This window comes from Roseobacter litoralis Och 149 (assembly GCF_000154785.2).
Lineage (GTDB): Bacteria > Pseudomonadota > Alphaproteobacteria > Rhodobacterales > Rhodobacteraceae > Roseobacter > Roseobacter litoralis.
The window spans coordinates 3156937-3179333 of the sequence record NC_015730.1; the positions used below are offsets into that span (position 1 = coordinate 3156937).

A 22397-nucleotide genomic window follows, 5' to 3' on the forward strand; every position below is an offset into this window, starting at 1 on the left:
AATGACCACTGAAGTACGCGTACCGACATTGGGCGAATCCGTGACCGAGGCCACCGTGGCCACCTGGTTCAAGAAACCCGGTGAGGCTGTGGCCGTGGACGAAATGCTCTGCGAGTTGGAAACGGATAAGGTCACGGTCGAAGTGCCCTCTCCCATCGCTGGCACATTGGGTGAAATCGTTGCCGCCGAAGGCGATACCGTCGGCGTAAATGCGTTGCTCGCGACAATAGCCGAAGGGGTCGCAGCGGCTGCCCCCGCCGAAAAACCCGCCGCCGCCGCACCGGCTGCCGCATCCGCGTCTGTCGATGTCATGGTCCCCACATTGGGCGAATCCGTAACCGAGGCTACCGTCAGCACATGGTTCAAGGCCGTCGGCGACAGCGTGGCGCAGGACGAAATGCTGTGCGAATTGGAAACCGACAAGGTCAGTGTCGAGGTCCCCGCACCTGCCTCAGGTGTCTTGACGGAAATACTGGCCGCTGAAGGCGCAACCATTCAGGCTGGTGGCAAACTGGCGCTCCTGTCTTCGGGCGACGGTGCATCCGCCGCCCCGGCGTCAGCACCCGCCCCTGCCGCCGCAGCGGCCCCTGCAAGTGGCAGCAAGGACGTCGAAGACGCGCCTTCCGCCAAAAAAGCAATGGCGGAGGCCGGAATAAGTCCTGATCAGGTGACAGGCTCCGGGCGCGACGGGCGTATTATGAAAGAAGACGTCAGCAGCGCCATAGCTGCGGCCAATGCGGCCCCTGCCCCCGCAGCGGCCCCCGCGGCCCCGCGCGCGCCTGTCTCTGCGGATGACGCCAGCCGCGAAGAACGGGTCAAGATGACGCGCCTGCGCCAGACCATCGCCAAGCGCCTCAAGGACAGCCAGAACACCGCTGCCATGCTCACCACCTACAACGAGGTCGACATGACCGAGGTGATGGCCCTGCGCAACGAGTACAAAGACCTGTTCTTTAAAAAGCATGGTGTCAAACTGGGCTTTATGTCTTTCTTTACAAAGGCCTGCTGCCACGCCCTGCGCGAGGTGCCCGAGGTCAACGCAGAGATTGATGGCACGGATATCGTCTACAAGAACTTCGTCCATATGGGGATCGCGGCGGGCACGCCCACGGGCCTTGTGGTGCCGGTCATTCGCGATGCGGACGCCATGTCGTTCCATGCCATCGAACAGGCGATTGCCGAGAAGGGCGCGCGCGCACGCGACGGCAAGCTGTCGATGGCCGAAATGCAAGGCGGGACGTTTACGATCTCGAACGGCGGTGTTTACGGCTCGCTGATGAGTTCCCCGATCCTGAACCCACCGCAGTCGGGCATCCTCGGCATGCATAAAATTCAGGACCGCCCGATGGCCATCGGCGGCCAGGTGGTGATCCGCCCGATGATGTATCTGGCGCTCAGCTATGACCACCGGATCGTGGATGGCAAAGGCGCTGTGACCTTCCTCGTGCGCGTGAAAGAAGCGCTGGAAGACCCACGGCGTTTGTTAATGGATTTATAATCTGCTGACTTTTGAAATCATGGAGCCGCGCCCGAACTCGGGCCACAAGCCATCTTGCAAAAAGTCCAGCGGACCTTTTGACGTCGACGGGGTCGTCAGCCCGAGGGCCTGCAACATGCACCCGCCATATGAAGACGCAAAACTTGTTCAGGAGTGTCACCATGTATAAACTCGTGCCGTTTGTGGGGTTGGCAACCCTTGTCCTAGCAGCCTGTACACCCACAGAAGTTGCGCTTTTGTCAGGAAATAAAACTGGGGCGTTGGATATTGCCCGTGGCACCGGCACTGTAGTACGTGGCCAAGATGGCAGCTCTGGCTTTAGATATGCGTTTACAACCAATGGCTTGAATGGTCTGGTAGATCCGAGCCAACAAGAAAACGTTCGGCAGGACTACATTGCCCAGTTTGTCGCGCAGAATAATATTTGCCAGAATGGCTGGGATATCAATGACCGGGCCGACACGGGTGGTATGCTATTGTATCAGGGAACATGCAGATAGTCGCCTGGCACTACTGTAATGCTGATCAATGGTATCGCGGCTTAGGTTTGTAAGAGAAAGGCAAACAATATGACCGAACTCACCATCCTCGCCCTCTACGGCCTTCTGGTCATCCTCACCCTGATCCTTCAGGCCACAGGTGCGATGACGCAGCTTGGCATAGCCTACCTGCTGGGGTCGCGCGATGAAGGGCGCACAGTGTCCGGCATCGCGGGGCGGCTGGAACGCGCACTGCACAACTCGATCCACGCAATGGTGCTTTTCGCGCCTGCCGTCCTGCTGATCGTCGTCACCGACAGCGCCACCAACCAGTCGCTTCTCGCCTGTCAGGCATTCCTGCTCGCGCGTCTCGTCTACCTGCCCGCTTATGCCTTTGGGCTCACGGGCATCCGCAGCCTTGCGTGGACGGTTGGCTTGCTGTCAACTGCACTCATATACTTCCTGTCACTTTGAGGGGGCCACGTGACAACCCAATCATCAACGCCGCCAGAACCACCTGCATCCCCGCTGCTGAAACCTGTCTTGCGCTTCATCGCGTTTTGCATTGAAACGCCCGCAACAGCCGCGGTTCGGATCGCAGCTGTCATGACCCTGCTGGCCCTGTTGATCCATACCAAGGCCATCATTCTGGGCGCCTCTGCCACAGGCACAGGGTTTGCCGTGCTTTACGCCACATCTGCATGGGGCGTCGCGCTGTATCTGCGCGCACAGGAACGAGGCCGAAACGATGACACCTGAACTGACGGTCCTTGCCCTCGCAGCGCTGTTGCAGGTGGCCCAGATGGGGGCCTATTCCGTCGCGGGCAATATGCAGATTGATGCCAAAACGGCCTTTGGGCCGCGCGACACGCCGGTGCATCTCACCGGCGTTGCAGCTCGTTTGCAGCGGGCGATGAACAACCACTTCGAAGGGCTGATCCTCTTTTCGATTGCCGTGGGGGTTGTCTCGATCTCAGGGCAGTCCACAGGCTTTACCGCCGCCTGCGCGTGGGTCTATCTGGCTGCGCGCATCGCTTACGTGCCCGCCTATGCCTTCGGTCTCAGCCCATGGCGTTCGGTCATCTGGATGATCGGTGTCGCCGCGACAACCGCACTGTTGATTGCGGGACTTATTTGATGCCAGTTTATGCCCAACCGCGCCACCTGCGCACCGACGTAATACCGACGTGTCACCGACACGATACCGACGCCTGAAAACAAAGGAAAAATACCATGGCCAGCTACGACGTGATCATCATCGGCTCAGGCCCCGGCGGCTATGTCTGCGCCATTCGCTGCGCGCAACTGGGTCTGAAAGTGGCCTGCGTCGAAGGACGCGACACGCTGGGCGGCACCTGTCTGAATGTCGGTTGTATCCCGTCCAAGGCGCTCTTGCACGCGAGCCATATGCTGCATGAGGCAGAGCATAATTTCGCCGCCATGGGGCTGATGGGTAAAAGCCCGTCCGTCGATTGGAAAAAGATGATGTCCTATAAAGAAGACACCATCGGCCAGAACACCAAGGGCATCGAATTTCTGTTCAAAAAGAACAAGATCGACTGGCTGAAAGGCTGGGGATCGATCCCTGAGGCCGGCAAAGTCAAGGTCGGGGACGAGGTGCATGAAGCCAAGAATATCATCATCGCCTCAGGCTCCGAACCGGCCTCGTTGCCGGGTGTAGAGGTGGATGAAAAAACCGTCGTGACCTCAACCGGGGCACTGGAACTGGCGAAGATCCCAAAAAAGATGGTGGTGATCGGTGCGGGCGTGATCGGGCTGGAACTGGGATCGGTCTATGCGCGCCTCGGTGCTGAGGTCACGGTGGTCGAATACCTCGACGCGATCACCCCCGGCATGGACGCAGAGGTCCAAAAGACCTTCCAAAGAACGCTTAAAAAACAGGGCCTTAAATTCATTATGGGCGCGGCTGTGCAAAAGACAGAAAGCCTCAAGACCAAGGCGAAAGTACATTACAAGCTGCGCAAGGACGACAGCGAACATGTGCTGGATGCCGATGTGGTTCTGGTGGCCACGGGCCGCAAACCCTTCACCGAAGGGCTGGGTCTGGACACGCTGGGCGTCAAGATGTCTGCGCGGGGACAGATTGAGGTCAACGCCCATTGGGAAACCTCTGTGGCCGGCATCTATGCGATCGGCGACGTGATTGACGGCCCGATGCTGGCACATAAAGCCGAGGACGAAGGCATGGCCGCAGCCGAGCAGGTTGCAGGCAAACATGGACATGTCAATTACAGCGTGATCCCCGGCGTCATCTACACCCACCCTGAAGTGGCGAACGTCGGCATGACGGAGGAAAACCTCAAGGAAGCGGGCCATGCCTATAAGGTCGGCAAATTCAGCTTTATGGGCAATGGGCGCGCCAAGGCGAATTTTGCGGGCGACGGGTTTGTTAAAATCATCGCCGACAAAGAAACTGACCGCATCTTGGGCGCACATATCGTCGGCCCGGCGGCAGGTGATCTGATCCACGAAATCTGCGTGGCCATGGAATTCGGCGCCTCCGCCGAGGACCTCGCCATGACCTGCCATGCGCATCCCACCTACTCCGAAGCGGTCCGTGAGGCCGCACTGGCCTGCGGTAGCGGCGCAATTCACATGTGATCAGGACGCGCGCGGGCTACCACATGGTTTTAGCGGCCCGCGCGCCCCATGCCTGATCATAGGCGGTGCCACCCTCGTCCCCGTCGGACATTTCCGACAGGATCTCGCCAACGGTGGGCACATCTTCGGACAGATCATCACCAGACCACAGCCCCGCACGCATCAACGCCCGGGCGCATTGGGTGTAAATCTCCGCAATCTCAACAACGATGACAGTCGCAGGTTGACGCGCCTGCCGCTCAAACCGCGCGCGCAAGTCAGCGTCGTTGCTCAGCCACGCCGTGCCATTCACACGCACCACATTATGCGACCCCGGCACCATGAACATCAGCGACACGCGCCCATCCTGCACGATATTGCGCAGCGAATCCAACCGGTTGTTGCCCCGCCAATCGGGCATCAGCAGCGTTCCGGGGTCCAGTTCCTGCACCACAGGGCCGTCATCCCCGCGCGGGCTGCCGTCGGTGCCTTCTGGGCCCACCGTGCTCAGCACGCAGAGCTTTGAGGCCATGATCCAACGGCGATAAAGCGGTGTCATCCGGCGCGCCACTTTGCGCAGCGCAGGGGCGCCGGGCGTGCCATAAAGCGACTCCAGCGCCTCAACGCTGGCGATCCGGCTAGGTGTCGTTTCCATCCCCAAACCCCGCTTCTGCCATCAACGCATCGGAACGTGTCTCAACCACGTTTTCCAACTGTTTCATAAACGCATCACGCGGCAGGCCCGGCTCGATCACCGGCAAAAATTCAACCACCGCCACCCCCGGTTTGCGCAACAGCCCGTGTTTGGGCCAAAGGACCCCCACATTGGTGGCCACAGGCACACATGGCTGACCCAACTGTTCGTAAAGAATGCCCGTCCCCACCTTGTACGGGCGCTTTTCACCCGGCGGGACACGCGTGCCTTGCGAATAAATGATCAGCTGTCCCGGCGTGCTGCGCCCGGCTTGCACATCCGCCACCATCTTTTCGATGGCCGCGCCACGTTTGCCGCGATCCACCGATACACAGTCCAGACGCCGCGCATAAAGTCCGATGATGGGCGTATAGAGTATCTCCTTTTTCATGATGAATTTCGCCGAGGGCAAGGCGGTAAAGATCATCATGATATCAAGGAACGACTGATGCTTGGCCGCGATCAGCGCTTCACCCTCAGGCGGCGTCCCGCGCACTTCGCAACGCAGCCCGACCATCCACTTCGCCGTCCAGAACACATAGCGCGAATAGCCTTTGCAAGCGGCAAAGGCACCGCGTTTGTCCACCAATGCCCAAGGCGCGAACAACAAACCAATGATCGGCATCGCAATATACATTTGCGCAATGAACAGCACGGATCGCAGGTATTGAAACATCACGACAACTCCTTGAGGACGCGGCGGGCAGCCCAGCCCGTTGCGCTGAAGGCCACAGCAGCAGCAAGGGCCGGGATCAACAGCGGCAAGAGCCACTGAGCGCCCTGAAACCCAAGACCAGTGAGAAATCCGCCCGCATCCGAGGCGGGCGGCAAAAGCAACACCGCCCCCATGCCCAGCACCATACCACCAGCGGCACCGGCCACAGCCCGCAGCGTAAATCGGCGGATAAAAGCACGCGCAATGAACTGGTCGGTCGCCCCCACCAATCGCAGCACGCGAATGACTTGCGCATTTGCCGCCAGCGCCGCATTGGCCGCTAACGTCACCATGGCCGCCATGGTAACGGCCAACAGGAGCACCGACACGACGCCAAGCGCCTTGAGGCGGTTCGCCGATTGCACCAGTGGCGCGCGCCATTGTGTATGATCGTCAAAAACTGCCCCCGGCACCTCGGCCGCTAGTCGCAGCCGCAAACCCGCCGCGTCAAAGCCACTGTCTTCCTGAATGACTTCGATCAGTTGCGGCACCGGCAGAGTATCAATGTCCAGTTCAGGCCCGAACCATGGCGCCAGCAGAGCGCGTTGTTCTTCAACATCCAGCGCGCGGGCAAAGGCAACGCCAGCCGTGGTTTCAAGGATGCGCAGCGTCAGTGCCGTCTGGTCTTGCAATTGCTCTGACGGGGCAACAATGCGGATGGTGGCTGATTGCGCCAACTCATCCCCCCAGCGCGCCGCCAACCGGCCAGATGCAAGGCTGAGGGCCAGTGCGAACACCGCCAGAAAGGCCATGGCACCCGAAGCAAAGACGATAAGCTGCGCCGTGACCCCTGAGGGTGGCACAACGCGGTCAGCGCCGCGATCCCCCAGCAGGATTTCCTTGACGCCCATCACAGATCCGCCCCGGAAAGCTGCACCCGATTGTTTGCAATCCGCAGCACACGGGCCTGAATCTGAGATTTCGCCGCCCGGATCAAGCTGAGGTCATGGGTCGCGATCAGCACTGTTTTACCCATTTTGTTCAATTCGATCAGCAGGCGCAAAAGGCGCTGTGACATCTCCCAGTCGACGTTGCCGGTCGGCTCATCCGCGATGATCACGTCGGGTGACATGATCACCCCGCGTGCCAGAGCCGCACGTTGGCGTTCGCCCCCTGAAAGCTCTGGCGGCATTGCCGTGGCGCGGTGGGTCAGGCCCACCCAGCCCATGAGCTCGATCAGGTCGTCATGCGCACCCTCTGCCCCACGCCCGGTCACATGCAGTGGTAGTGCAATGTTCTCCGCCACCGACAGGTGATCCAGAAACTGGCAATCCTGATGCACAACACCGACGCGCCTTTGCAACAGGGCCATCTGTTCGCGATCAAGACCTGCGAGATCTGCGCCAAAGGCGCTAACCTGCCCGACCGACGGCAACAAAGCGCCGTAACACAGCTTGAGCAACGTGGTCTTTCCTGCCCCTGACGGACCTGTCAGAAAATGAAAAGAGCCCGGCGCAAGTGTAAGGGATATATCCGAAAATAATGCGCCACCACTATAACTATAAGCGACGTTGTCCAGCTCGATCACGTGACCTCCGGGTCCTTGCCTGAGGCTCTTGTGCCTCAGGTCCGGTCTGGTTTCAATGCATCACTTGCCGAGTTTATGCTCAGTTAAGACTTTTCGTTGAAACACCTGTCACATAGGGTGTCACAAAATGAAAAGGTCCATGGAAACCATGCAGCAGGGTTCAGTATGCGGTTGATTTGCCCCAATTGCGACGCACAGTATGAAGTGCCCGAAGATGTGATGCCGCTGGATGGCCGCGATGTGCAGTGTTCCAACTGTGGCCAGACGTGGTTTCAGGAGCATCCGAACGCACCGGACGATGCGCCGACAGAAACGCTTGATCTGCCAAAAACACCGGAACCTGCACAGACCCGCGAAGAACCGGAAGAGACGCCCGAACTGCCCACGCCTCCGGTGCGCCGGGCGCTGGACCCGGCAGTCGAGGACGTGTTGCGCGCCGAGGCTGAGTTGGAAGCACAAGCGCGCAAGGCTGAAAAGTCCAGCCTTGAAAGCCAACCTGACCTCGGCCTTGACGATGCCCCCCAAAAACGCCGCACCCAAGACAGCAGCAAAGCTGAGCAAAAGACGCGACCGGCACCCAATCCCGAGAAGGATGAGGCAACCTTTGCAAAAGCCGCATCATCAGCCATATCCAGCCGCCGCGAGTTGTTACCGGATATCGAAGAGATAAATTCGACGCTGCGCTCTAACACTGATCGCTCTGCCAGCACGGACCCCGGACAGACTGCCCAGATCGAGGTGCAGGAAAAACGAAGCGCCCGGCGTGGTTTCGTTCTTGCCGCCGCCTTGGTCGCAGGTCTCGTGCTGGTCTATGTTTACGCACCGCAGATCGCACAGCAAATGCCGCAGGCAGAGCCCGCACTGATGGGTTATGTGGAGATGGCCGACGGGTGGCGTGTCTGGCTGGACACTCAGGTCACAGCATTGCTGACCTGGCTTGATCAGGTTTCAGGCAGCGGCACCCCTTAACAAACGGCGCGGCGTCTAGAACCTGTCCAGCAGACGGTTCAGATAATCGCGTTCGACCTCAGGCCGTTCTGTGTCGCCTGACCTGCGGCGGATCTCATCCAGCAATTCGCGCGCGCGCCCATAGGCATCATCGTTCAGCGCAAGCGGGCTGTTTTCGCCCTGCACACCCGAATTGCCCGCCTCACGTCCCAAAGGGTCGCGGCTCTCGGCACGCTGGTCGCTTTCTTGCGTGCCCTGACCCGGCTGGCCATTTTGCTGTTGTTCGGCCATCATTTCGCCAAGTGCGCGCATGCCCTCGCGCAGCGCTTCCATGGCCTGACCCTGATTGTCGATCGCCTCCGCCAAATCGTTCTGGCGCAGTGCATCCTCTGCCCCATCCATCGCACGCCCGGCGCGGTCCAGCGCGTCGCGCGCGGCATCCCCTTCAGGTGTCCCGGCACCCGGCAGGTTCTGTTGCTGGCGGCTCAACTCGTCGCGCAAGGCTTGCTGACGGTCTGCAATGCTTCCCTGCGCACCGCCTTCGCCTTGCTGACCATTCTGGGCTTGTCCGTCCTGTTCACCGCCCTGCCCCTGACCTTCGCCTTCATGTTCCGTGCCGCGCCCCTGACCGCCATTGCGGCCTTCGTTGCCCTGATTTTCGCCGGCTTGTGCATTCGGGTTGAACTGTTCCTGCAAATCGCGGAACGCCTGATCGCTCAGCCCTTGCTGCTCGCGCAGCGTTTCCGACAGACCCTCCATGGCTTGTTCGCCCGGGCTTTGACCGCCCTGACCTTGCTGCCCTTGGGTGACGCGCATGTTCTCCATCATCTCCTGAAGCTCTTGCAACGCCTGTTGCGCCTCGGCCATGCGCCCTTGCTCCATCAACTCCTGAATGCGGTCCATCATGCGTTGCAGATCATCCTGTGTCATCTGCATCGAATTCTGCTGATCGCCCTGCTGCCCTGGCGGCTGTTGCTGCTGGTCGCGTTGCGCCTGACGAGACAATTGCTGCAGGTAGTCTTCGGTCGCGCGGCGCAGCTCCTGCATCAGCTCGGCGATCTCTTCGTCCGATGCACCATTCTTGATCGCCTCATTGAGACGTTCTTGCGCCCGGCGCATCCGCTCAGCGGCATCTGCCAGATCGCCTTCTTCGAGGATCAGCGCGAGGTCCCACATATCATCCGCAAGCTCTTGCTGCTTCTCGTCCGTAATCCCATGCTTTGCGTGTATTTCCAACGCCTTGATGACCTGCTTCAGGCGTAACGCATCGGTCTCTTTACGGAACAGGTCCTGCGGCTCATAGGACACCGCGCGCATGACCTGCGCGATGGATGGCCCATTGGCGCGCGACCATAACAGATCGCGCCGCGCTTCTATCACCGCGGCCGCGACCGGGTCGAAGAACCGCCGGCCCGGCAGCACGATGGCACGTGGTTCTGTTTCAAACTGCTGTTCCGCGCCATCCAGCGCCGACAGGCTGACCTGTACGGGCAGGTTTGCCCAAGGATGTTCAGAGAAATCTTCGATCAGGTTCTCTTCAAATTCGGCTCTGCTGCCGGAAATCGGCATTGGCAAAGGCACGATGAGTTCGGGGCGTTGTTCAGGGTCAATCGTCAGACCGTAACGGCGATCGACGGAGGCCAGATCAAGCGAAAACCGCGCCTCTCCGGCCTCTACCGCATAGTCATCGACCGCATAGAACGGCAACGTCATCTCACCCATGGCCGAGGCACTGGGGTCAGACAGAACCGTAATTTCCGGCGGTTGATCCGGAATGACAACCACTTGCCAGCTACGCCCGCCCGGACCGCTGATGGTGATATCCCCATCCTGTACGACGATGAAATCCTGTGCCGGGTCGGAAACGGCAGCGACATCTGTACGCCCGGACACGGTTTCCGAGAGGGTCAGCGCGCCGACCTCACCGTACATCCGCATTGTAATCAAGCTGCCCGCCGGAACCGCCAAATCGCCCGCGTCAATGTCGTTGAGGTAAATGGTCGGCCGCCCGGTATAGCGCGGGCTTTCGGCCCACCCTTCCCAGACCGGCCCTGCGGCAAGACCGGCCCCACCGGGAGTCATTTCGGACACGGAACCAACCCGCCATATAGATCCAAACAACAGGGCAATGCCGAACGCCAACAGCGCCATGTAACGCAGCGCATAAGGATCACGCTTGGGAGTTTGTAAATCTGCCGGAACGGGTTTGGCCAATACCGCCCGCGCAGCCATGCGCGTCTGGTGCGCGCGCCAGACTGCCGTCGACGCCGCATCCCCGGACCCGATGGTCTGCGTGTCCGTGAGCGCCTGCAGCGGCCTGCCCGGCAAGCTCGCGTCAAGCCTCAGGATCGCGTCGTCTCTGGTCGGCAGGCGGAAATTTCGGGCGGCGTAAATAAGCGCCGCAATGACCGCGAGAGCGGAAATTACCGCTGATCCCCAGACAATTTCGACGCCGACAATATCCTGAAGCCCCAACATCAGCGCCGACATGACAAGCAGACATACCGTCAGCAATGGCCAGAAACTGTGCACAACAGCTTCGGTCAGCAGTCCCAGCCACGTCAACCGCAGGGGCCATCTGACTGATTTTAATGTTTTTTCCGCATCATGTCGGGAAAAAGACGCCATATGTCATGCTCCGTTGCCAAAGGCTCGGATGCATAGTGTCCATCAGAGCCAAGTAGGAATGGTATCTCGTTTTATCATTTCGTCAAAGGTTGGACGTGGGCGAATAACCGCAAATTGATCTTCATGCACCAAAACTTCGGGAATAAGTGGGCGAGAATTGTACTCGCTGCTCATTACTGCGCCATATGCACCCGCAGAGCGAAAGGCGACGAGTTCTCCGGCGGCGACCGGCGGCATGACCCGCGCGCGCGCGAAGGTATCGCCCGATTCGCACACAGGGCCGACAATATCGAATTTCACCTGTTCAATCCCAGGATCAGGCTCAACCACCGGAATGATATCGTGATAGGCTTCGTACATGGCCGGGCGGATCAGATCATTCATCGCCCCGTCAATGATCAGAAAATCGCGGTCTTCACCGGATTTCACGTAAATCACCTCAGAGACCATGATACCGGCGTTCCCGACGATCAGCCGACCCGGCTCGATTTCGATCTCGCATCCCAGATGCCCCAGCTTGCGCTTGATCATCGCGCCATAGTCGGACGGCAAAGGCGGCGCCTGATTGTCCCGCGTGTAAGGAATACCGAGACCCCCACCGAGGTCCAGACGCCGGATGTTGTGCCCCTGCGCGCGCAATTGCCCGGTCAACTCCGCAACCTTGTCATAGGCGGCTTCAAACGGGGCCAGATCGGTCAACTGGCTGCCGATATGCACATCAATGCCGATCACCTCCAGCCCCTTCAACGAGGCGGCCAGCGCATAAACCTCATGGGCGCGCGAAATCGGGATGCCGAATTTGTTCTCGGACTTGCCGGTGGCAATCTTTGCATGCGTTTTGGCATCGACATCCGGGTTCACACGAATGGTGATCGGCGCTGTGACACCCATCGCAAGCGCCGTGGCATTCAGCACCTCCATCTCCGGCTCGGACTCAACATTGAACTGTCGAATGCCCCCTTCGAGTGCGAGGCGGATTTCAGCGGCTGTCTTGCCGACACCTGAAAACACAATCTTGTCGCCGGGCACCCCAGCGGCCTTGGCGCGCAGATACTCACCGCCCGACACCACATCCATCCCCGCCCCGGCCTGTGCGAGGGTTTTCAGGATCGCCTGATTGCTGGCCGCTTTCATGGCGTAGCACACGAGGTGGTCCATCCCATCAAGCGCCTCATCAAAAAGGCGGAAATGCCTCAGAAGCGTTGCGGTGGAATAGAGATAAAACGGCGTGCCCACGGTGGCCGCTATCTCGGGCACCGGTACATCTTCGGCGTGCAGAACGCCATCGCGATAGAGAAAATGATCCATGTGCGCGCTCTACGCAAAAGCGCAGACAAGATCAATCAGCCTTTGCCGCGCGCGGCGTTTCGGCCCAACAGGCAGTTGCATATGCAGCCTCAGCCCTCAGCGATTTTGCATCCGCAGCGCCAGATACAGCGGCAAGCCGCAGCTGACACCGATGCAAAAGGTTGCAGGGATCGCGATCAGACCCAGCCAACGGCGCGTGCGGAAGGTTTCAGTCAGCACCCAGACGGTCAGCGCCACGGCGGCGATCGTGAGGTCCCAGACCAAACCGCTTGTAGCGGCGTTGACATGCCATGCATCGACCATGGCCATCAGGTCATAGCCGTTGGCGTTGAACCAGCTTATGAAGTAATACATGGGGTGAATGGACCCCCAAATCGCCAGTGCAAAGAAAACGACACGCAACATATCTGGTTCAGCCCCTTTTGACCACGCCGTACCGCGCGTACCCGGAAATGCTTACACCCGTTTTTGGCGCAGGTTCTGCGACCGGTTGCCGATGCGAGACCTGCGAACCAGTACAGCCGGACACGAGGATAAGGGACAAGATCAGGGCAAGCCGCATCATCACAGCGTCTAAAGCCCCAAAAATATCGAAAACGGGCCTTGGTTCAAACCAACCCCGACGTTTGAATTCACACCGCCTGAGCCAACCGCGACAGATGCACCGACTGTCGGGCGCACCGGTTCACCGTCAACACCGCAGGCGGCCAGTGTACCGGCCAACATCAACATCGCGACACATCGGGTCATCAGATCAGTGCCCTCCATCGAGCGATTTGTTCGCGCACCCGAACGGGTGCCGTTCCTCCATAAGATATACGGCTTTGAACCGAGTTTTCCACCCCGAGCACATCAAAGACGTCCGCTGTGATGTCTGCGTGCACCCCACGCATATCCTCCAGCGTCAGATCGGGCAGATCGCATTTCTGCGCTTCGGCCAGCGCAACCAGCGCACCGGTGATGTGATGGGCCTCGCGAAACGGCAGGCCAAGTACGCGCACCAACCAGTCCGCAAGGTCTGTGGCCGTTGAGAACCCCGAACCCGCCGCCTGCGCGAGGCTTTCGCGGTTGGCTGTCATGTCGCTGACCATGCCGGTCATTGCCGCCAGCGCGAGCATGAGGTTATCAGCAGCGTCAAAGACTTGCTCTTTATCCTCTTGCATGTCCTTGGAATAGGCCAGCGGCAGGCCCTTCATCACCATCATCAGCGCCGTATTGGCACCGAAAATGCGACCGACCTTGGCGCGGATCAATTCAGCCGCGTCCGGGTTCTTCTTTTGCGGCATGATCGAAGAACCGGTCGAAAAGCGGTCCGACAGCGCCACAAAGCGGAACTGTGCGGAGGACCAGATCACCAGTTCTTCGGCAAAACGGCTCAGGTGCATGGCACAGATGCTGGCCGTGCTCAGGAATTCGAGGGCAAAATCGCGATCGCTCACCGCATCAAGGGAATTCGCGGCGGGCCGGTCAAACCCCAGCGCTTCTGCGGTCATATGGCGGTCAATCGGAAAGGACGTACCCGCAAGTGCCGCCGCCCCCAGCGGGCTTTCGTTCATGCGTGCACGCGCGTCCCGCACACGGCTGAGGTCACGCCCAAACATCTCAACATACGCCATCATGTGATGGCCCCAGGTCACAGGCTGGGCTGTCTGCAGATGCGTGAAACCGGGCATGACCCAATCCGCCCCGGCCTCGGCCTGATCCAGCAACGCACGGATCAGCGCCAGCAATCCGGCCTCAGACGCATCCAACTGATCGCGCACCCAGAGCTTGAAATCCGTGGCGACCTGATCATTGCGACTGCGGCCCGTGTGCAGACGCCCCGCGGGTTCACCGATGATCTCTTTCAGACGCGCCTCCACATTCATGTGAATGTCTTCCAACGCCGTCGAGAAAGCGAAATTTCCCGTCTCAATTTCTGACAAGACCGTGAGAAGCCCTTCCCCCATCGCCTCGGCATCGCTAGGCTCAACGATGCCTGTCGCGCCCAGCATCGCGGCATGCGCACGCGACCCTGCAATATCTTGTGCAGCCATACGCTTGTCGAACCCGATTGAGGCATTAATTGCCTCCATAATCGCATCGGGCCCGTTGGCAAAACGGCCGCCCCACATCTGGTTGGAGGATTTCGGGTTCTGCGTGTCTGTCATCTGTGTTCACCCCTTGGAGGGAAAATGAAAAATCTGGTATCCGCGCTCGTTTATACGGCCCTTTCCTTGGGTGCAATCACCGTGGGCACGGCGGCCCATGCCGATCTTGCGGCCGCAGCACAAATGCGCGAAGGCGACATGAAGAAACTGGTGTTTCATGCGACCCCGCAGGACACGTCGAATGCGGAGTTCTTTCTGGCCGATGACGCAGGCACGACGACGCTGGAAAACTATCGGGGCAAATATGTATTGCTGAATTTCTGGGCCACATGGTGTGCGCCCTGCCGGGTTGAAATGCCCCACCTGTCTGAATTACAGACAGAATTTGGCGGAGATGATTTCGAAGTCCTCACCATCGCGACAGGACGCAATTCGCCTACCGGGATCAAGAAGTTCTTTGAAGAGATCGGCATCGATAACCTGCCGCGCCATCAGGATCCGAAACAGGCGCTGGCAAGCCAGATGGCGATCTTTGGCCTGCCGATCACCGTTCTGATTGACCCTGAGGGGAAAGAGGTTGCACGGCTGCGCGGCGACGCAGATTGGGCATCAGATAACGCCAAGGCCATCATCGAGACAATTCTGGCCCGCGCGCCGTCCTGAATTATGCGCGTGCTGCGCTGCGGTTTAACCAGAATTCCCCACAGCCCTCCTGCTGTGCAGGAAACATTGGACCTGTGACCAGATATCTCTAGGCTAATGGATATTCTATCCATTGGTTTTTGAAAGGCGTGCACCGTGCCGTTTTACAGCAATTTACGCATAAGCTATCCCGCTGGTTCTCCCGAAGAAGTACTGCGAAAGCGCACGCTTGCCGGTATTCGGCGACTACGCTTGGCGCTTGCTGAGCATTTTCCGACCCATACAGATCGCATGGGGACGGTTCGCATCGGCACATGGAACATCCGCGAGTTTGGCAATGCAAAATTCGACGGGCGCGATACGTATGAGCCGCTTTATTACATGGCCGAGATCATCTCGAACTTTGATATCGCCGCCATACAGGAGGTGCGCGATGACATGCGCGAATTCACCCAACTGCTGGATATTCTAGGACCCGATTGGGATTATATCGCGACAGATGTGACGGATGGCGCTGCCGGAAACGGCGAGCGGATGGTCTTTATGTTCAACCGAAATCGCGTGCGGTTTCGCAACATCGCGGGCGAGTTGACGCTGCCCGAAGGCAAGAAGGTTCTGGCGAGTTTCGGAGAGCGTATCAAGCTGGAAAACGGGATCGCCTTGCAACTCCCCGCAGGGGCGGATTTATCCGGCATCTACCGCGCACGGTCCCTGCGCAAGAACAGCACAGTACGTTTGGATCAGGATGTGGAAATTCCTTTGCCCGACGGCACGATGCTGCAACTGCCCGATGGCAGCGGGCTGGCAGTAACAAAAGGCACCGAGGTTACCCGCCCACCCAACACACGGGGTCAAGTGAACGTTGATGTTCCACTGGACGTAGTCCAAGGCGACGCATTCCGGCTCAGGTTTCCGGGCAATGCCCTCGACCAGAGTTTCAAGCAGTTTGCGCGCACCCCGTTTCTGGTTAGTTTTCAGGCAGGGTGGTTAAAAATCGATCTTGCCACCGTTCACATCTACTTTGGCTCAAACGAAGACGACAAACTGCTGGCGCAGCGTCGAAGGGAGATTGTCAGACTAACCGAGGCCATCGGAAACCGGGCATCAAAAGAGATGAAAAAGAACCCCGAAAATGCGGTCGTGACTGCCGTGTTGGGTGACTTCAACATCATCAGCCCGGAACACGAAACAATGCAGGCTCTGGAGGCAAACGGTTTCGAAGTGCCAGAGAAAATAAAGCAAATCCCCGGATCGAATGTAGATAAGTCAAAAGCCTACGACCAAATCGCGTTCTGGGAACCGAAACGCAGCCGGGGATATGCGCATGTAAAGGTGCATGGCGCGAACGTCTTTGACTTTTTCGACCACGTGTACCGTCTGGATGAGCGCGAGACGTATCAGCCGCAACGCTCTGAGCAATCTTACAAAAACTGGCGCACGTATAAAATGAGCGACCATCTGCCAATGTGGGTTGAGCTCGCGAGCGACTTTTCCGATGCATTTCTTGATGTTTGCGATGCAACAGAGCCGCCAGGATAAGACAAGCTTTAGGCAGTTATCCGTAATTTTGGCCGCATAATTTGTCTAAATCGCACCTTGCGTGCATTTTATCCAGATTCAAGCGTTAGAAAACACAACCGCAGCCCGCTGTTTCAGATTGAACAGAAAAAGCGTTGACGGGCTGTGGGATAGGTTTAGCTTCGCCGCATAACCGGAGGCACTGCCCTATGCCGTTCTTGGCGCGACTTTTCTTTTCAATCATTGTTGTTTCTGCCGGAGTAAGCGCAAACGCGCAAAACGGACCGCCGCCGGTCACCGTGGCAACCCCCGTTGTCAAAACCATCATCGAAGACGATGAGTTTGTCGGGCGATTTGAAGCCGAAGGCGAAGTGATCGTGCGCGCCCGCGTTTCGGGGTATCTGCAAACGGTGCATTTCGATGACGGCAGCCGGGTCGAAGCAGGTCAGCTTTTGTACACAATTGACCAACGCCGATTCCTGACCGCATTGCGACAGGCGCAGGCTCAGATCGATGTGGCACAGGCCACCTATATTTTCACGCAGGATCAACTGGAACGCGCCGAAGCCCTGATTACGAATGGCAACATCTCGCAAAGCGCAGTCGATTCCCGCAGAGAGGCATATCTCGCCGCACAAGGGGCGCTTGAGCAAGCGCGGGCAGCGTTGGAATTGGCGCAACTGGACCTTGAATACACTAAAATCACAGCCCCGATGTCAGGCCGGATCGATCAGACCCATGTCGACCCCGGCAACCTCGTTCTCGCCGATCAGACAGAGCTTACGTCAATCGTATCCTCTGATCCCATCTATTTCTTTTTTGACATTGATGAGCGTTATTTTCTTGCCTACGCCCGCGATGCGCGCGCGCGCGGTGCGTCCTTGCAAGAGGGCGGCGGCGAGTTGAAGGTCAGAGTGTCCCTGTCAGACGAAAGCATCCCCCCGATCCACGGATACCTCGACTTTTCTGAGAACAGGATCGACGCAGAAACCGGTACGCTGCGGGTGCGCGCAGTTCTGGACAACCCCGATGAAGTGCTGACGCCGGGCTTGTTTGGTCGTGTCAACGTGCCGGGGTCGCTGCCCTACGAGGGTATATTGGTGCCCGATGCGGCAATCGTCGCGGACCAAAACAGACGCCTCGTGATGAGCGTGGATGCAGAGGGCAACGTCACGCCCATCCCTGTACGTCCCGGGCCGCGCATTGATGGCTACCGCGTGATACGCGAAGGGCTCGACGGCAGCGAACTGATCGTAATCGAAGGCATCATTCGCGCCCGCCCCGGCAGCGTGGTCACCCCGGAACGGGTGGAATTACCGCTGGTTGCGGAAAACTAGAATGGGCCGTTTTTTCGTCAGCCGACCCATATTTGCCATCGTCATGTCCGTTATCATGACGATTGTCGGCATGCTCGCCTACACGCAGCTGCCTATTGAGCAATATCCGCAAATTGCACCGCCTTCGATTGTTGTGCGTGCGAACTACCCCGGTGCAGATGCCGAAACCATCGCTGCGACCGTCGCCACACCTTTGGAACAAGAGATCAACGGTGTGGAAGGGATGCTTTATCTGTCGTCCTTTTCCACGGCAGACGGGTCCATGAGCCTGAGCATTACGTTCGAGCTTGGCACCGACCTTGATGCCGCGCAGGTGCTCGTTCAGAACCGTGTCGCCATCGCTGAGCCGCGCTTGCCGCAAGAGGTGCGTGCGCTTGGTGTCACAACGACCAAGTCCTCGCCCGATCTGATGATGGTCGTGCATATGCTGTCACCGGATGAGACCTTTGATCAGCTTTATGTGTCGAACTACGCACGGGCACGGGTGCGCGACCGTCTGGTACGTCTTGATGGTGTCGGCGATCTGTTGATTTTCGGCGAACGGGAGTTCTCAGCACGCGTTTGGCTCGATCCGGATCGGTTGTCCTCGCTCAGTCTGACAGCCGCTGACGTGGTTGATGCCCTGCGCGAGCAGAATGTGCAGGTATCCGGCGGCTCGCTCGGCGCGCCCCCGAACGATACGAACAGCGCGTTTCAGGTCACCATCACCACGCAAGGACGGCTTGAAAGCCCGCGTGAGTTTGGCCGCGTCATCGTGAAAGCCTCCGAAGACGGCCGCGTGGTGCGCGTGCGGGATGTGGCGCGCGTAGAAATTGGCGCGAGGTCTTATGTAAATAACTCATACCTCAACAACAAACCGGCAGTGGCCTTGGGCATTTTTCAACGACCCGGCTCAAATGCGCTGGCATCTGCGGATGAGATCATAGCGGTCATGGATGAACTGGCCGAGGATTTCCCACGCGGGCTTGAATATCAGGTCGTCTACAACCCGACCGAATTCATATCGGCATCCGTCAACGCCGTGTATCAGACCCTGTTTGAGGCGGTCTTACTGGTGGTCGTGGTTATTCTTATCTTTCTGCAAAGCTGGCGCACAGCCATCATACCGCTGCTTGCCATCCCGGTATCATTGATCGGCACCTTTGCGGTGATGTTTGCCCTTGGCTATACGCTGAACCTGCTGACGCTTTTTGGCCTGATCCTTGCCATCGGCATCGTGGTCGATGATGCAATCGTGGTCGTCGAGAACGTCGAACGCAACATCAAGAACGGGATGACACCCCGGCAGGCCTCGGCACGCACAATGGACGAAGTGCAAAGTGCGATCATCGGCACAACGCTGGTTCTGATCGCGGTGTTTGTCCCCGCCGCATTGGTGCCCGGCATCACCGGACAATTCTACAAGCAGTTCGCTGTTACGATTTCCGTGGCGACAGTGATTTCAACGATAAATTCCCTGTCATTGTCGCCTGCCCTCGCTGCCAGCATCCTAAAGCCCCACAGTGACACACCGTCACGCAACCCGCTGACGCTTTTGACACGGCCGCTGTCCGATGGGTTTAATCGCGGGTTTGAAAAGTTGACAAACGGGTATGTCGCAATCGTCTCGGTACTTGTGCGATCATACAAAATGCTGGCGCTGTCATTTGTAGCCTTTGCCGGGCTGCTTGGGGTGACCTATTGGATCAATCAGGAGGTTCCGACCGGCTTCATTCCAGACGCAGATCAAGGTTATGCCATTGTCGTGGTGCAATTGCCCGATGGCGCCTCTCTGGAACGCACGGACGCTGTCATACGGCAAGCAACCGAAATTGCCCTTGAAACACCCGGGGTGACAAATGCCGTCGCCTTTGCAGGTTTCTCAGGGGCAACTTTTACCAATGCCAGCAATCAGGGCGTGATTTTCACCACATTCGACAGCTTTGAAAACCGCATTGAATCAGGGCTGGACGCAGGCGCAATCGTCGGTCAGCTTTTCGGACGCATGCAATCCCTCAGAGAAGCGTTCATCATCGCGATTGCCCCTCCGGCTGTGCGCGGCGTTGGCAACGGTGGCGGCTTTAAGCTGCAACTGCGCGAAAACGAAAGCGCGGACATGTCGCGCGTGCTCGGCACGGCCTATGCCATCATGGGGGCCTCTGCGCAGTCCGACAAGGTGCAGGGCGTGTTCACGACGTTTTCCGCAAGCTCGCCACAGGTCTATCTGGAGATTGATCGCGTCAGAGCACAGATGCTGAACGTGCCCATTGGCGAAATTTTCGAAACACTCGCGATCAACCTCGGTTCTGCCTATGTGAACGATTACAACGCCTTGGGGCGGCTATTTCAGGTGCGCGCGCAGGCGGACGAACAATTCCGACTGGACGAAGAAGACATCACCGCGCTCAGGGTGCGCACCGCAACTGGTGCACTGGTCCCGCTGGGCACATTGGTGTCTATCGTTGATACCGCAGGCCCCGCGTTGGTGCAGCGCTACAATCAGCAAGTATCTGTTCCCGTCCAAGGCTCTGCGGCACCGGGCGTATCAACGGGTGAAGCGCTTATCGCGATGGAGGAAATGGCCGCATCCCTGATGCCGCCGGGCGTTGATTTTGAATGGACTGAACTGGCCTTGCAGGAACGTAATCAGGGCGATACAGCCGCCTATATTTTCGGCTTTTCCATCCTTTTCGCCTTTTTGTTCCTCGCCGCCCTCTACGAAAGCTGGGCCCTGCCCGTTGCCATCATCCTCGTTGTGCCGCTTGCGGTTCTGGGGGCTTTGGCCGGTGTCATGTATCGCAGCATGGACAATAACATCCTGACGCAGGTTGGGCTGATTGTGCTCATCGGTCTCGCGGCCAAGAACGCCATCCTGATCGTGGAGTTTGCCAAACAGGCGCAGGAAGAACGCGGCCTCTCCCCCGTTGAGGCGGCCCTTGAAGCCAGCAAGCTGAGGCTGAGGCCAATTTTGATGACCGCTTTTGCGTTTATCCTGGGTGTTGTCCCCCTGATGATCGCCACCGGGCCTGGATCGGAGATGCGCCAAGCGCTTGGTACGGCAGTGTTTTTCGGCATGTCAGGCGTGACATTTTTGGGCCTCTTCTTCACGCCTGTATTCTATGTGACAATCCGGACTTTGTTTCCCTTAAAGGAAGCCAAGGACTAGGCGGCCATTTTGGCAGTCGATGTATGGGGCAGGCGTGCAGCTTGAACTCTGGTCTTCTACTTGTCCACCACTGCTGATTGCGCCTGCAGTCGACTGGCTAAACAATGTCTTCTCATCTCCAACGCGACACAAAGCAAAAGGTCAGACATGCACTTTCGACAACTGCGCCAGGACGGGAAAAAAATTTCAGCGATCGGCTTGGGATGTTGGAGTTTTGCGGGCTCTTATGGCCCCACAACCGAAACCGAGGCACATAGCACATTGTCTGCGGCACGGGATCTTGGCGTCGATTTCCTTGACACGGCAAATGTCTATGGCATGGGCGTGTCAGAAAGCGTCATCGGCTCTTACTTAAAGGCCAACCAGAACAGTTTCACCATCGCGACCAAAGCGGGCATCTCGCGTGATCCGGAAACCGGCGCACGTACATTTAACAACCAAGCAGCTTATCTGCGTACCGAGCTTGAAGGCTCCCTGTCGCGGCTGGGGCTTGAGCAGGTCGATCTGTATTACATGCACCGCCGTGATGTGGATATTCCGATTGAAGACGTCATGGAAACGCTGCTGGCGTTCAAGGCGGAAGGCAAGATCGGAGGGATTGGGTTCTCGGAAATCTCGCCCGCATCGCTCAGACGTGCAAGTGCGGTGGGGGGCGTCGACGCCGTGCAAAGCGAATACTCGCTCTGGACCCGCCAACCTGAAATGGGGATGATCCAAACCTGCAAAGCACTCGGCGTCGCCTTTGTGCCCTTCTCCCCCCTTGGGCGCGGGATGTTTACGCCAACGCCGCCTGATCCTGCGACCTTTGAAAAAGGTCATTTCCGTACCGGCACACCACGTTTTTCAGAGCCAAATTTCAGCCACAACATGACCTTCATATCGCAGTTCCAGTCGCTCGCGCAGGCCCTTGATACCTCTCCGGCAACTCTGGCGATTGCGTGGTGTTTGGCGCAGGGCGATCACCTCATCCCGATCCCCGGAACGCGCAGCGCAGCCCATTTGGCCGAGTGCGTCGCGGGGTGCTCGTTTGAGATGACCCAAGAAATCAAAGACGCCATAGACGACATCCTGCCGATTGGATGGGCCCATGGCGACAGATACGCACCAGAGCAATGGCCGGGTGTGGAAGGATACTGCTGAGCCTGCCTAAGGTGTCATTGCCCTGCAGGGTGATCAGTCCGGTTAAAATAACCGGCATCAACCGGGCGTCGTAGAATGATCTTGCGGGCCTTGATCACGGCCCGCAAGTCGAAGCATTTTACCAAC

At 58.4% G+C, this 22397-nt stretch carries 21 protein-coding genes; 12 read left to right on the top strand and 9 right to left on the bottom strand.

Features of this window, described 5'->3' with window-relative positions; translation table 11 throughout:
- Position 1: 1 nt before the first annotated feature.
- From odhB to lpdA, 6 genes are all read left to right on the top strand, one after another.
- Positions 2 to 1498: a 2-oxoglutarate dehydrogenase complex dihydrolipoyllysine-residue succinyltransferase gene (odhB, locus tag RLO149_RS15080; protein ID WP_013962966.1), complete on the top strand. Its 1497-nt coding sequence runs from the start codon at positions 2 to 4 to the stop codon at positions 1496 to 1498.
- 161 nt (positions 1499 to 1659) lie between these two features.
- Positions 1660 to 1998 carry a hypothetical protein gene (locus tag RLO149_RS15085; RefSeq protein ID WP_148264371.1) on the top strand — a complete coding sequence of 113 codons (339 nt, stop codon included), beginning with the start codon at positions 1660 to 1662 and terminating at the stop codon, positions 1996 to 1998.
- A gap of 69 nt (positions 1999 to 2067) precedes the next feature.
- A complete protein-coding gene (locus RLO149_RS15090) occupies positions 2068 to 2451 on the top strand; it encodes an MAPEG family protein (protein WP_013962967.1) in 384 nt (127 codons plus the stop codon).
- Positions 2452 to 2460: 9 nt separating this feature from the next.
- Positions 2461 to 2736: a hypothetical protein gene (locus RLO149_RS15095; RefSeq protein ID WP_013962968.1), complete on the top strand. Its 276-nt coding sequence runs from the start codon at positions 2461 to 2463 to the stop codon at positions 2734 to 2736.
- Positions 2726 to 3115, top strand: a complete 390-nt coding sequence (locus RLO149_RS15100; RefSeq protein WP_013962969.1) for an MAPEG family protein — start codon at positions 2726 to 2728, stop codon at positions 3113 to 3115. Before RLO149_RS15095 ends, RLO149_RS15100 begins: the two co-directional genes overlap by 11 nt.
- Positions 3116 to 3210: 95 nt before the next feature.
- The gene (gene lpdA / locus RLO149_RS15105; protein ID WP_013962970.1) at positions 3211 to 4599 is read left to right on the top strand and encodes a dihydrolipoyl dehydrogenase; all 1389 of its coding nucleotides are present in this window, start codon (positions 3211 to 3213) and stop codon (positions 4597 to 4599) included.
- A 16-nt stretch (positions 4600 to 4615) separates the two neighbouring features.
- On the opposite strand, the gene RLO149_RS15110 is transcribed toward lpdA, so the two are convergent.
- The 4 genes from RLO149_RS15110 to RLO149_RS15125 are packed head-to-tail and all read right to left on the bottom strand — an operon-like array spanning position 4616 to position 7515.
- Positions 4616 to 5233 (bottom strand): pyridoxamine 5'-phosphate oxidase family protein, encoded by a 618-nt coding sequence (locus RLO149_RS15110; protein WP_013962971.1) that lies wholly within the window; start codon positions 5231 to 5233, stop codon positions 4616 to 4618.
- Positions 5217 to 5948, bottom strand: a complete 732-nt coding sequence (locus tag RLO149_RS15115) for a lysophospholipid acyltransferase family protein (protein WP_013962972.1) — start codon at positions 5946 to 5948, stop codon at positions 5217 to 5219. The genes RLO149_RS15110 and RLO149_RS15115 overlap by 17 nt, the downstream gene beginning before the upstream one ends.
- Complete coding sequence (locus tag RLO149_RS15120) at positions 5948 to 6838, bottom strand: cell division protein FtsX (protein WP_013962973.1); 891 nt, start codon at positions 6836 to 6838, stop codon at positions 5948 to 5950. Before RLO149_RS15120 ends, RLO149_RS15115 begins: the two co-directional genes overlap by 1 nt.
- Positions 6838 to 7515 carry a cell division ATP-binding protein FtsE gene (locus RLO149_RS15125; RefSeq protein ID WP_013962974.1) on the bottom strand — a complete coding sequence of 226 codons (678 nt, stop codon included), beginning with the start codon at positions 7513 to 7515 and terminating at the stop codon, positions 6838 to 6840. Before RLO149_RS15125 ends, RLO149_RS15120 begins: the two co-directional genes overlap by 1 nt.
- Before the next feature lie 165 nt (positions 7516 to 7680).
- Between RLO149_RS15125 and RLO149_RS15130 the strand changes: the two genes are divergently transcribed.
- Positions 7681 to 8484 (top strand): zinc-ribbon domain-containing protein, encoded by an 804-nt coding sequence (locus tag RLO149_RS15130; RefSeq protein ID WP_013962975.1) that lies wholly within the window; start codon positions 7681 to 7683, stop codon positions 8482 to 8484.
- Positions 8485 to 8499: 15 nt separating this feature from the next.
- Here RLO149_RS15130 and RLO149_RS15135 read toward each other — a convergent pair whose 3' ends face one another.
- The 5 genes from RLO149_RS15135 to argH form a co-directional block, all read right to left on the bottom strand.
- Positions 8500 to 11091, bottom strand: a complete 2592-nt coding sequence (locus tag RLO149_RS15135) for a TIGR02302 family protein (RefSeq protein WP_013962976.1) — start codon at positions 11089 to 11091, stop codon at positions 8500 to 8502.
- A gap of 42 nt (positions 11092 to 11133) precedes the next feature.
- Positions 11134 to 12399 carry a diaminopimelate decarboxylase gene (gene lysA, locus RLO149_RS15140; protein ID WP_013962977.1) on the bottom strand — a complete coding sequence of 422 codons (1266 nt, stop codon included), beginning with the start codon at positions 12397 to 12399 and terminating at the stop codon, positions 11134 to 11136.
- 96 nt (positions 12400 to 12495) lie between these two features.
- Positions 12496 to 12804 carry a DUF2834 domain-containing protein gene (locus tag RLO149_RS15145; RefSeq protein ID WP_013962978.1) on the bottom strand — a complete coding sequence of 103 codons (309 nt, stop codon included), beginning with the start codon at positions 12802 to 12804 and terminating at the stop codon, positions 12496 to 12498.
- A 168-nt stretch (positions 12805 to 12972) separates the two neighbouring features.
- Positions 12973 to 13149: a hypothetical protein gene (locus tag RLO149_RS15150; RefSeq protein WP_169315067.1), complete on the bottom strand. Its 177-nt coding sequence runs from the start codon at positions 13147 to 13149 to the stop codon at positions 12973 to 12975.
- A complete protein-coding gene (gene argH, locus RLO149_RS15155) occupies positions 13149 to 14549 on the bottom strand; it encodes an argininosuccinate lyase (protein ID WP_013962980.1) in 1401 nt (466 codons plus the stop codon). The genes RLO149_RS15150 and argH overlap by 1 nt, the downstream gene beginning before the upstream one ends.
- Before the next feature lie 24 nt (positions 14550 to 14573).
- On the opposite strand from argH, the gene RLO149_RS15160 reads away from it, so the two are divergent.
- The 5 genes from RLO149_RS15160 (at position 14574) to RLO149_RS15180 (ending at position 22271) form a co-directional block, all read left to right on the top strand.
- Positions 14574 to 15152: a TlpA family protein disulfide reductase gene (locus RLO149_RS15160; protein ID WP_013962981.1), complete on the top strand. Its 579-nt coding sequence runs from the start codon at positions 14574 to 14576 to the stop codon at positions 15150 to 15152.
- Between the two features lie 135 nt (positions 15153 to 15287).
- Positions 15288 to 16670 carry an endonuclease/exonuclease/phosphatase family protein gene (locus RLO149_RS15165; RefSeq protein ID WP_013962982.1) on the top strand — a complete coding sequence of 461 codons (1383 nt, stop codon included), beginning with the start codon at positions 15288 to 15290 and terminating at the stop codon, positions 16668 to 16670.
- 278 nt (positions 16671 to 16948) lie between these two features.
- Positions 16949 to 17986 carry an efflux RND transporter periplasmic adaptor subunit gene (locus RLO149_RS15170; protein WP_201766492.1) on the top strand — a complete coding sequence of 346 codons (1038 nt, stop codon included), beginning with the start codon at positions 16949 to 16951 and terminating at the stop codon, positions 17984 to 17986.
- Position 17987: 1 nt separating this feature from the next.
- Positions 17988 to 21131 carry an efflux RND transporter permease subunit gene (locus RLO149_RS15175; RefSeq protein WP_013962984.1) on the top strand — a complete coding sequence of 1048 codons (3144 nt, stop codon included), beginning with the start codon at positions 17988 to 17990 and terminating at the stop codon, positions 21129 to 21131.
- 147 nt (positions 21132 to 21278) lie between these two features.
- A complete protein-coding gene (locus tag RLO149_RS15180) occupies positions 21279 to 22271 on the top strand; it encodes an aldo/keto reductase (protein ID WP_013962985.1) in 993 nt (330 codons plus the stop codon).
- The last annotated feature ends 126 nt before the right edge of the window (positions 22272 to 22397 follow it).

Bases quoted from the DNA above. Each gene is read 5' to 3' on its own strand.
- odhB (WP_013962966.1), top strand. From the start codon at position 2: ATGACCACTGAAGTACGCGTACCGACATTGGGCGAATCCGTGACCGAG.
- RLO149_RS15085 (WP_148264371.1), top strand. From the start codon at position 1,660: ATGTATAAACTCGTGCCGTTTGTGGGGTTGGCAACCCTTGTCCTAGCA.
- RLO149_RS15090 (WP_013962967.1), top strand. From the start codon at position 2,068: ATGACCGAACTCACCATCCTCGCCCTCTACGGCCTTCTGGTCATCCTC.
- RLO149_RS15100 (WP_013962969.1), top strand. From the start codon at position 2,726: ATGACACCTGAACTGACGGTCCTTGCCCTCGCAGCGCTGTTGCAGGTG.
- lpdA (WP_013962970.1), top strand. From the start codon at position 3,211: ATGGCCAGCTACGACGTGATCATCATCGGCTCAGGCCCCGGCGGCTAT.
- RLO149_RS15110 (WP_013962971.1), bottom strand. From the start codon at position 5,233: ATGGAAACGACACCTAGCCGGATCGCCAGCGTTGAGGCGCTGGAGTCG.
- RLO149_RS15115 (WP_013962972.1), bottom strand. From the start codon at position 5,948: ATGTTTCAATACCTGCGATCCGTGCTGTTCATTGCGCAAATGTATATT.
- RLO149_RS15120 (WP_013962973.1), bottom strand. From the start codon at position 6,838: ATGGGCGTCAAGGAAATCCTGCTGGGGGATCGCGGCGCTGACCGCGTT.
- RLO149_RS15130 (WP_013962975.1), top strand. From the start codon at position 7,681: ATGCGGTTGATTTGCCCCAATTGCGACGCACAGTATGAAGTGCCCGAA.
- RLO149_RS15135 (WP_013962976.1), bottom strand. From the start codon at position 11,091: ATGGCGTCTTTTTCCCGACATGATGCGGAAAAAACATTAAAATCAGTC.
- lysA (WP_013962977.1), bottom strand. From the start codon at position 12,399: ATGGATCATTTTCTCTATCGCGATGGCGTTCTGCACGCCGAAGATGTA.
- RLO149_RS15145 (WP_013962978.1), bottom strand. From the start codon at position 12,804: ATGTTGCGTGTCGTTTTCTTTGCACTGGCGATTTGGGGGTCCATTCAC.
- RLO149_RS15150 (WP_169315067.1), bottom strand. From the start codon at position 13,149: ATGACCCGATGTGTCGCGATGTTGATGTTGGCCGGTACACTGGCCGCC.
- argH (WP_013962980.1), bottom strand. From the start codon at position 14,549: ATGACAGACACGCAGAACCCGAAATCCTCCAACCAGATGTGGGGCGGC.
- RLO149_RS15160 (WP_013962981.1), top strand. From the start codon at position 14,574: ATGAAAAATCTGGTATCCGCGCTCGTTTATACGGCCCTTTCCTTGGGT.
- RLO149_RS15175 (WP_013962984.1), top strand. From the start codon at position 17,988: ATGGGCCGTTTTTTCGTCAGCCGACCCATATTTGCCATCGTCATGTCC.
- RLO149_RS15180 (WP_013962985.1), top strand. From the start codon at position 21,279: ATGCACTTTCGACAACTGCGCCAGGACGGGAAAAAAATTTCAGCGATC.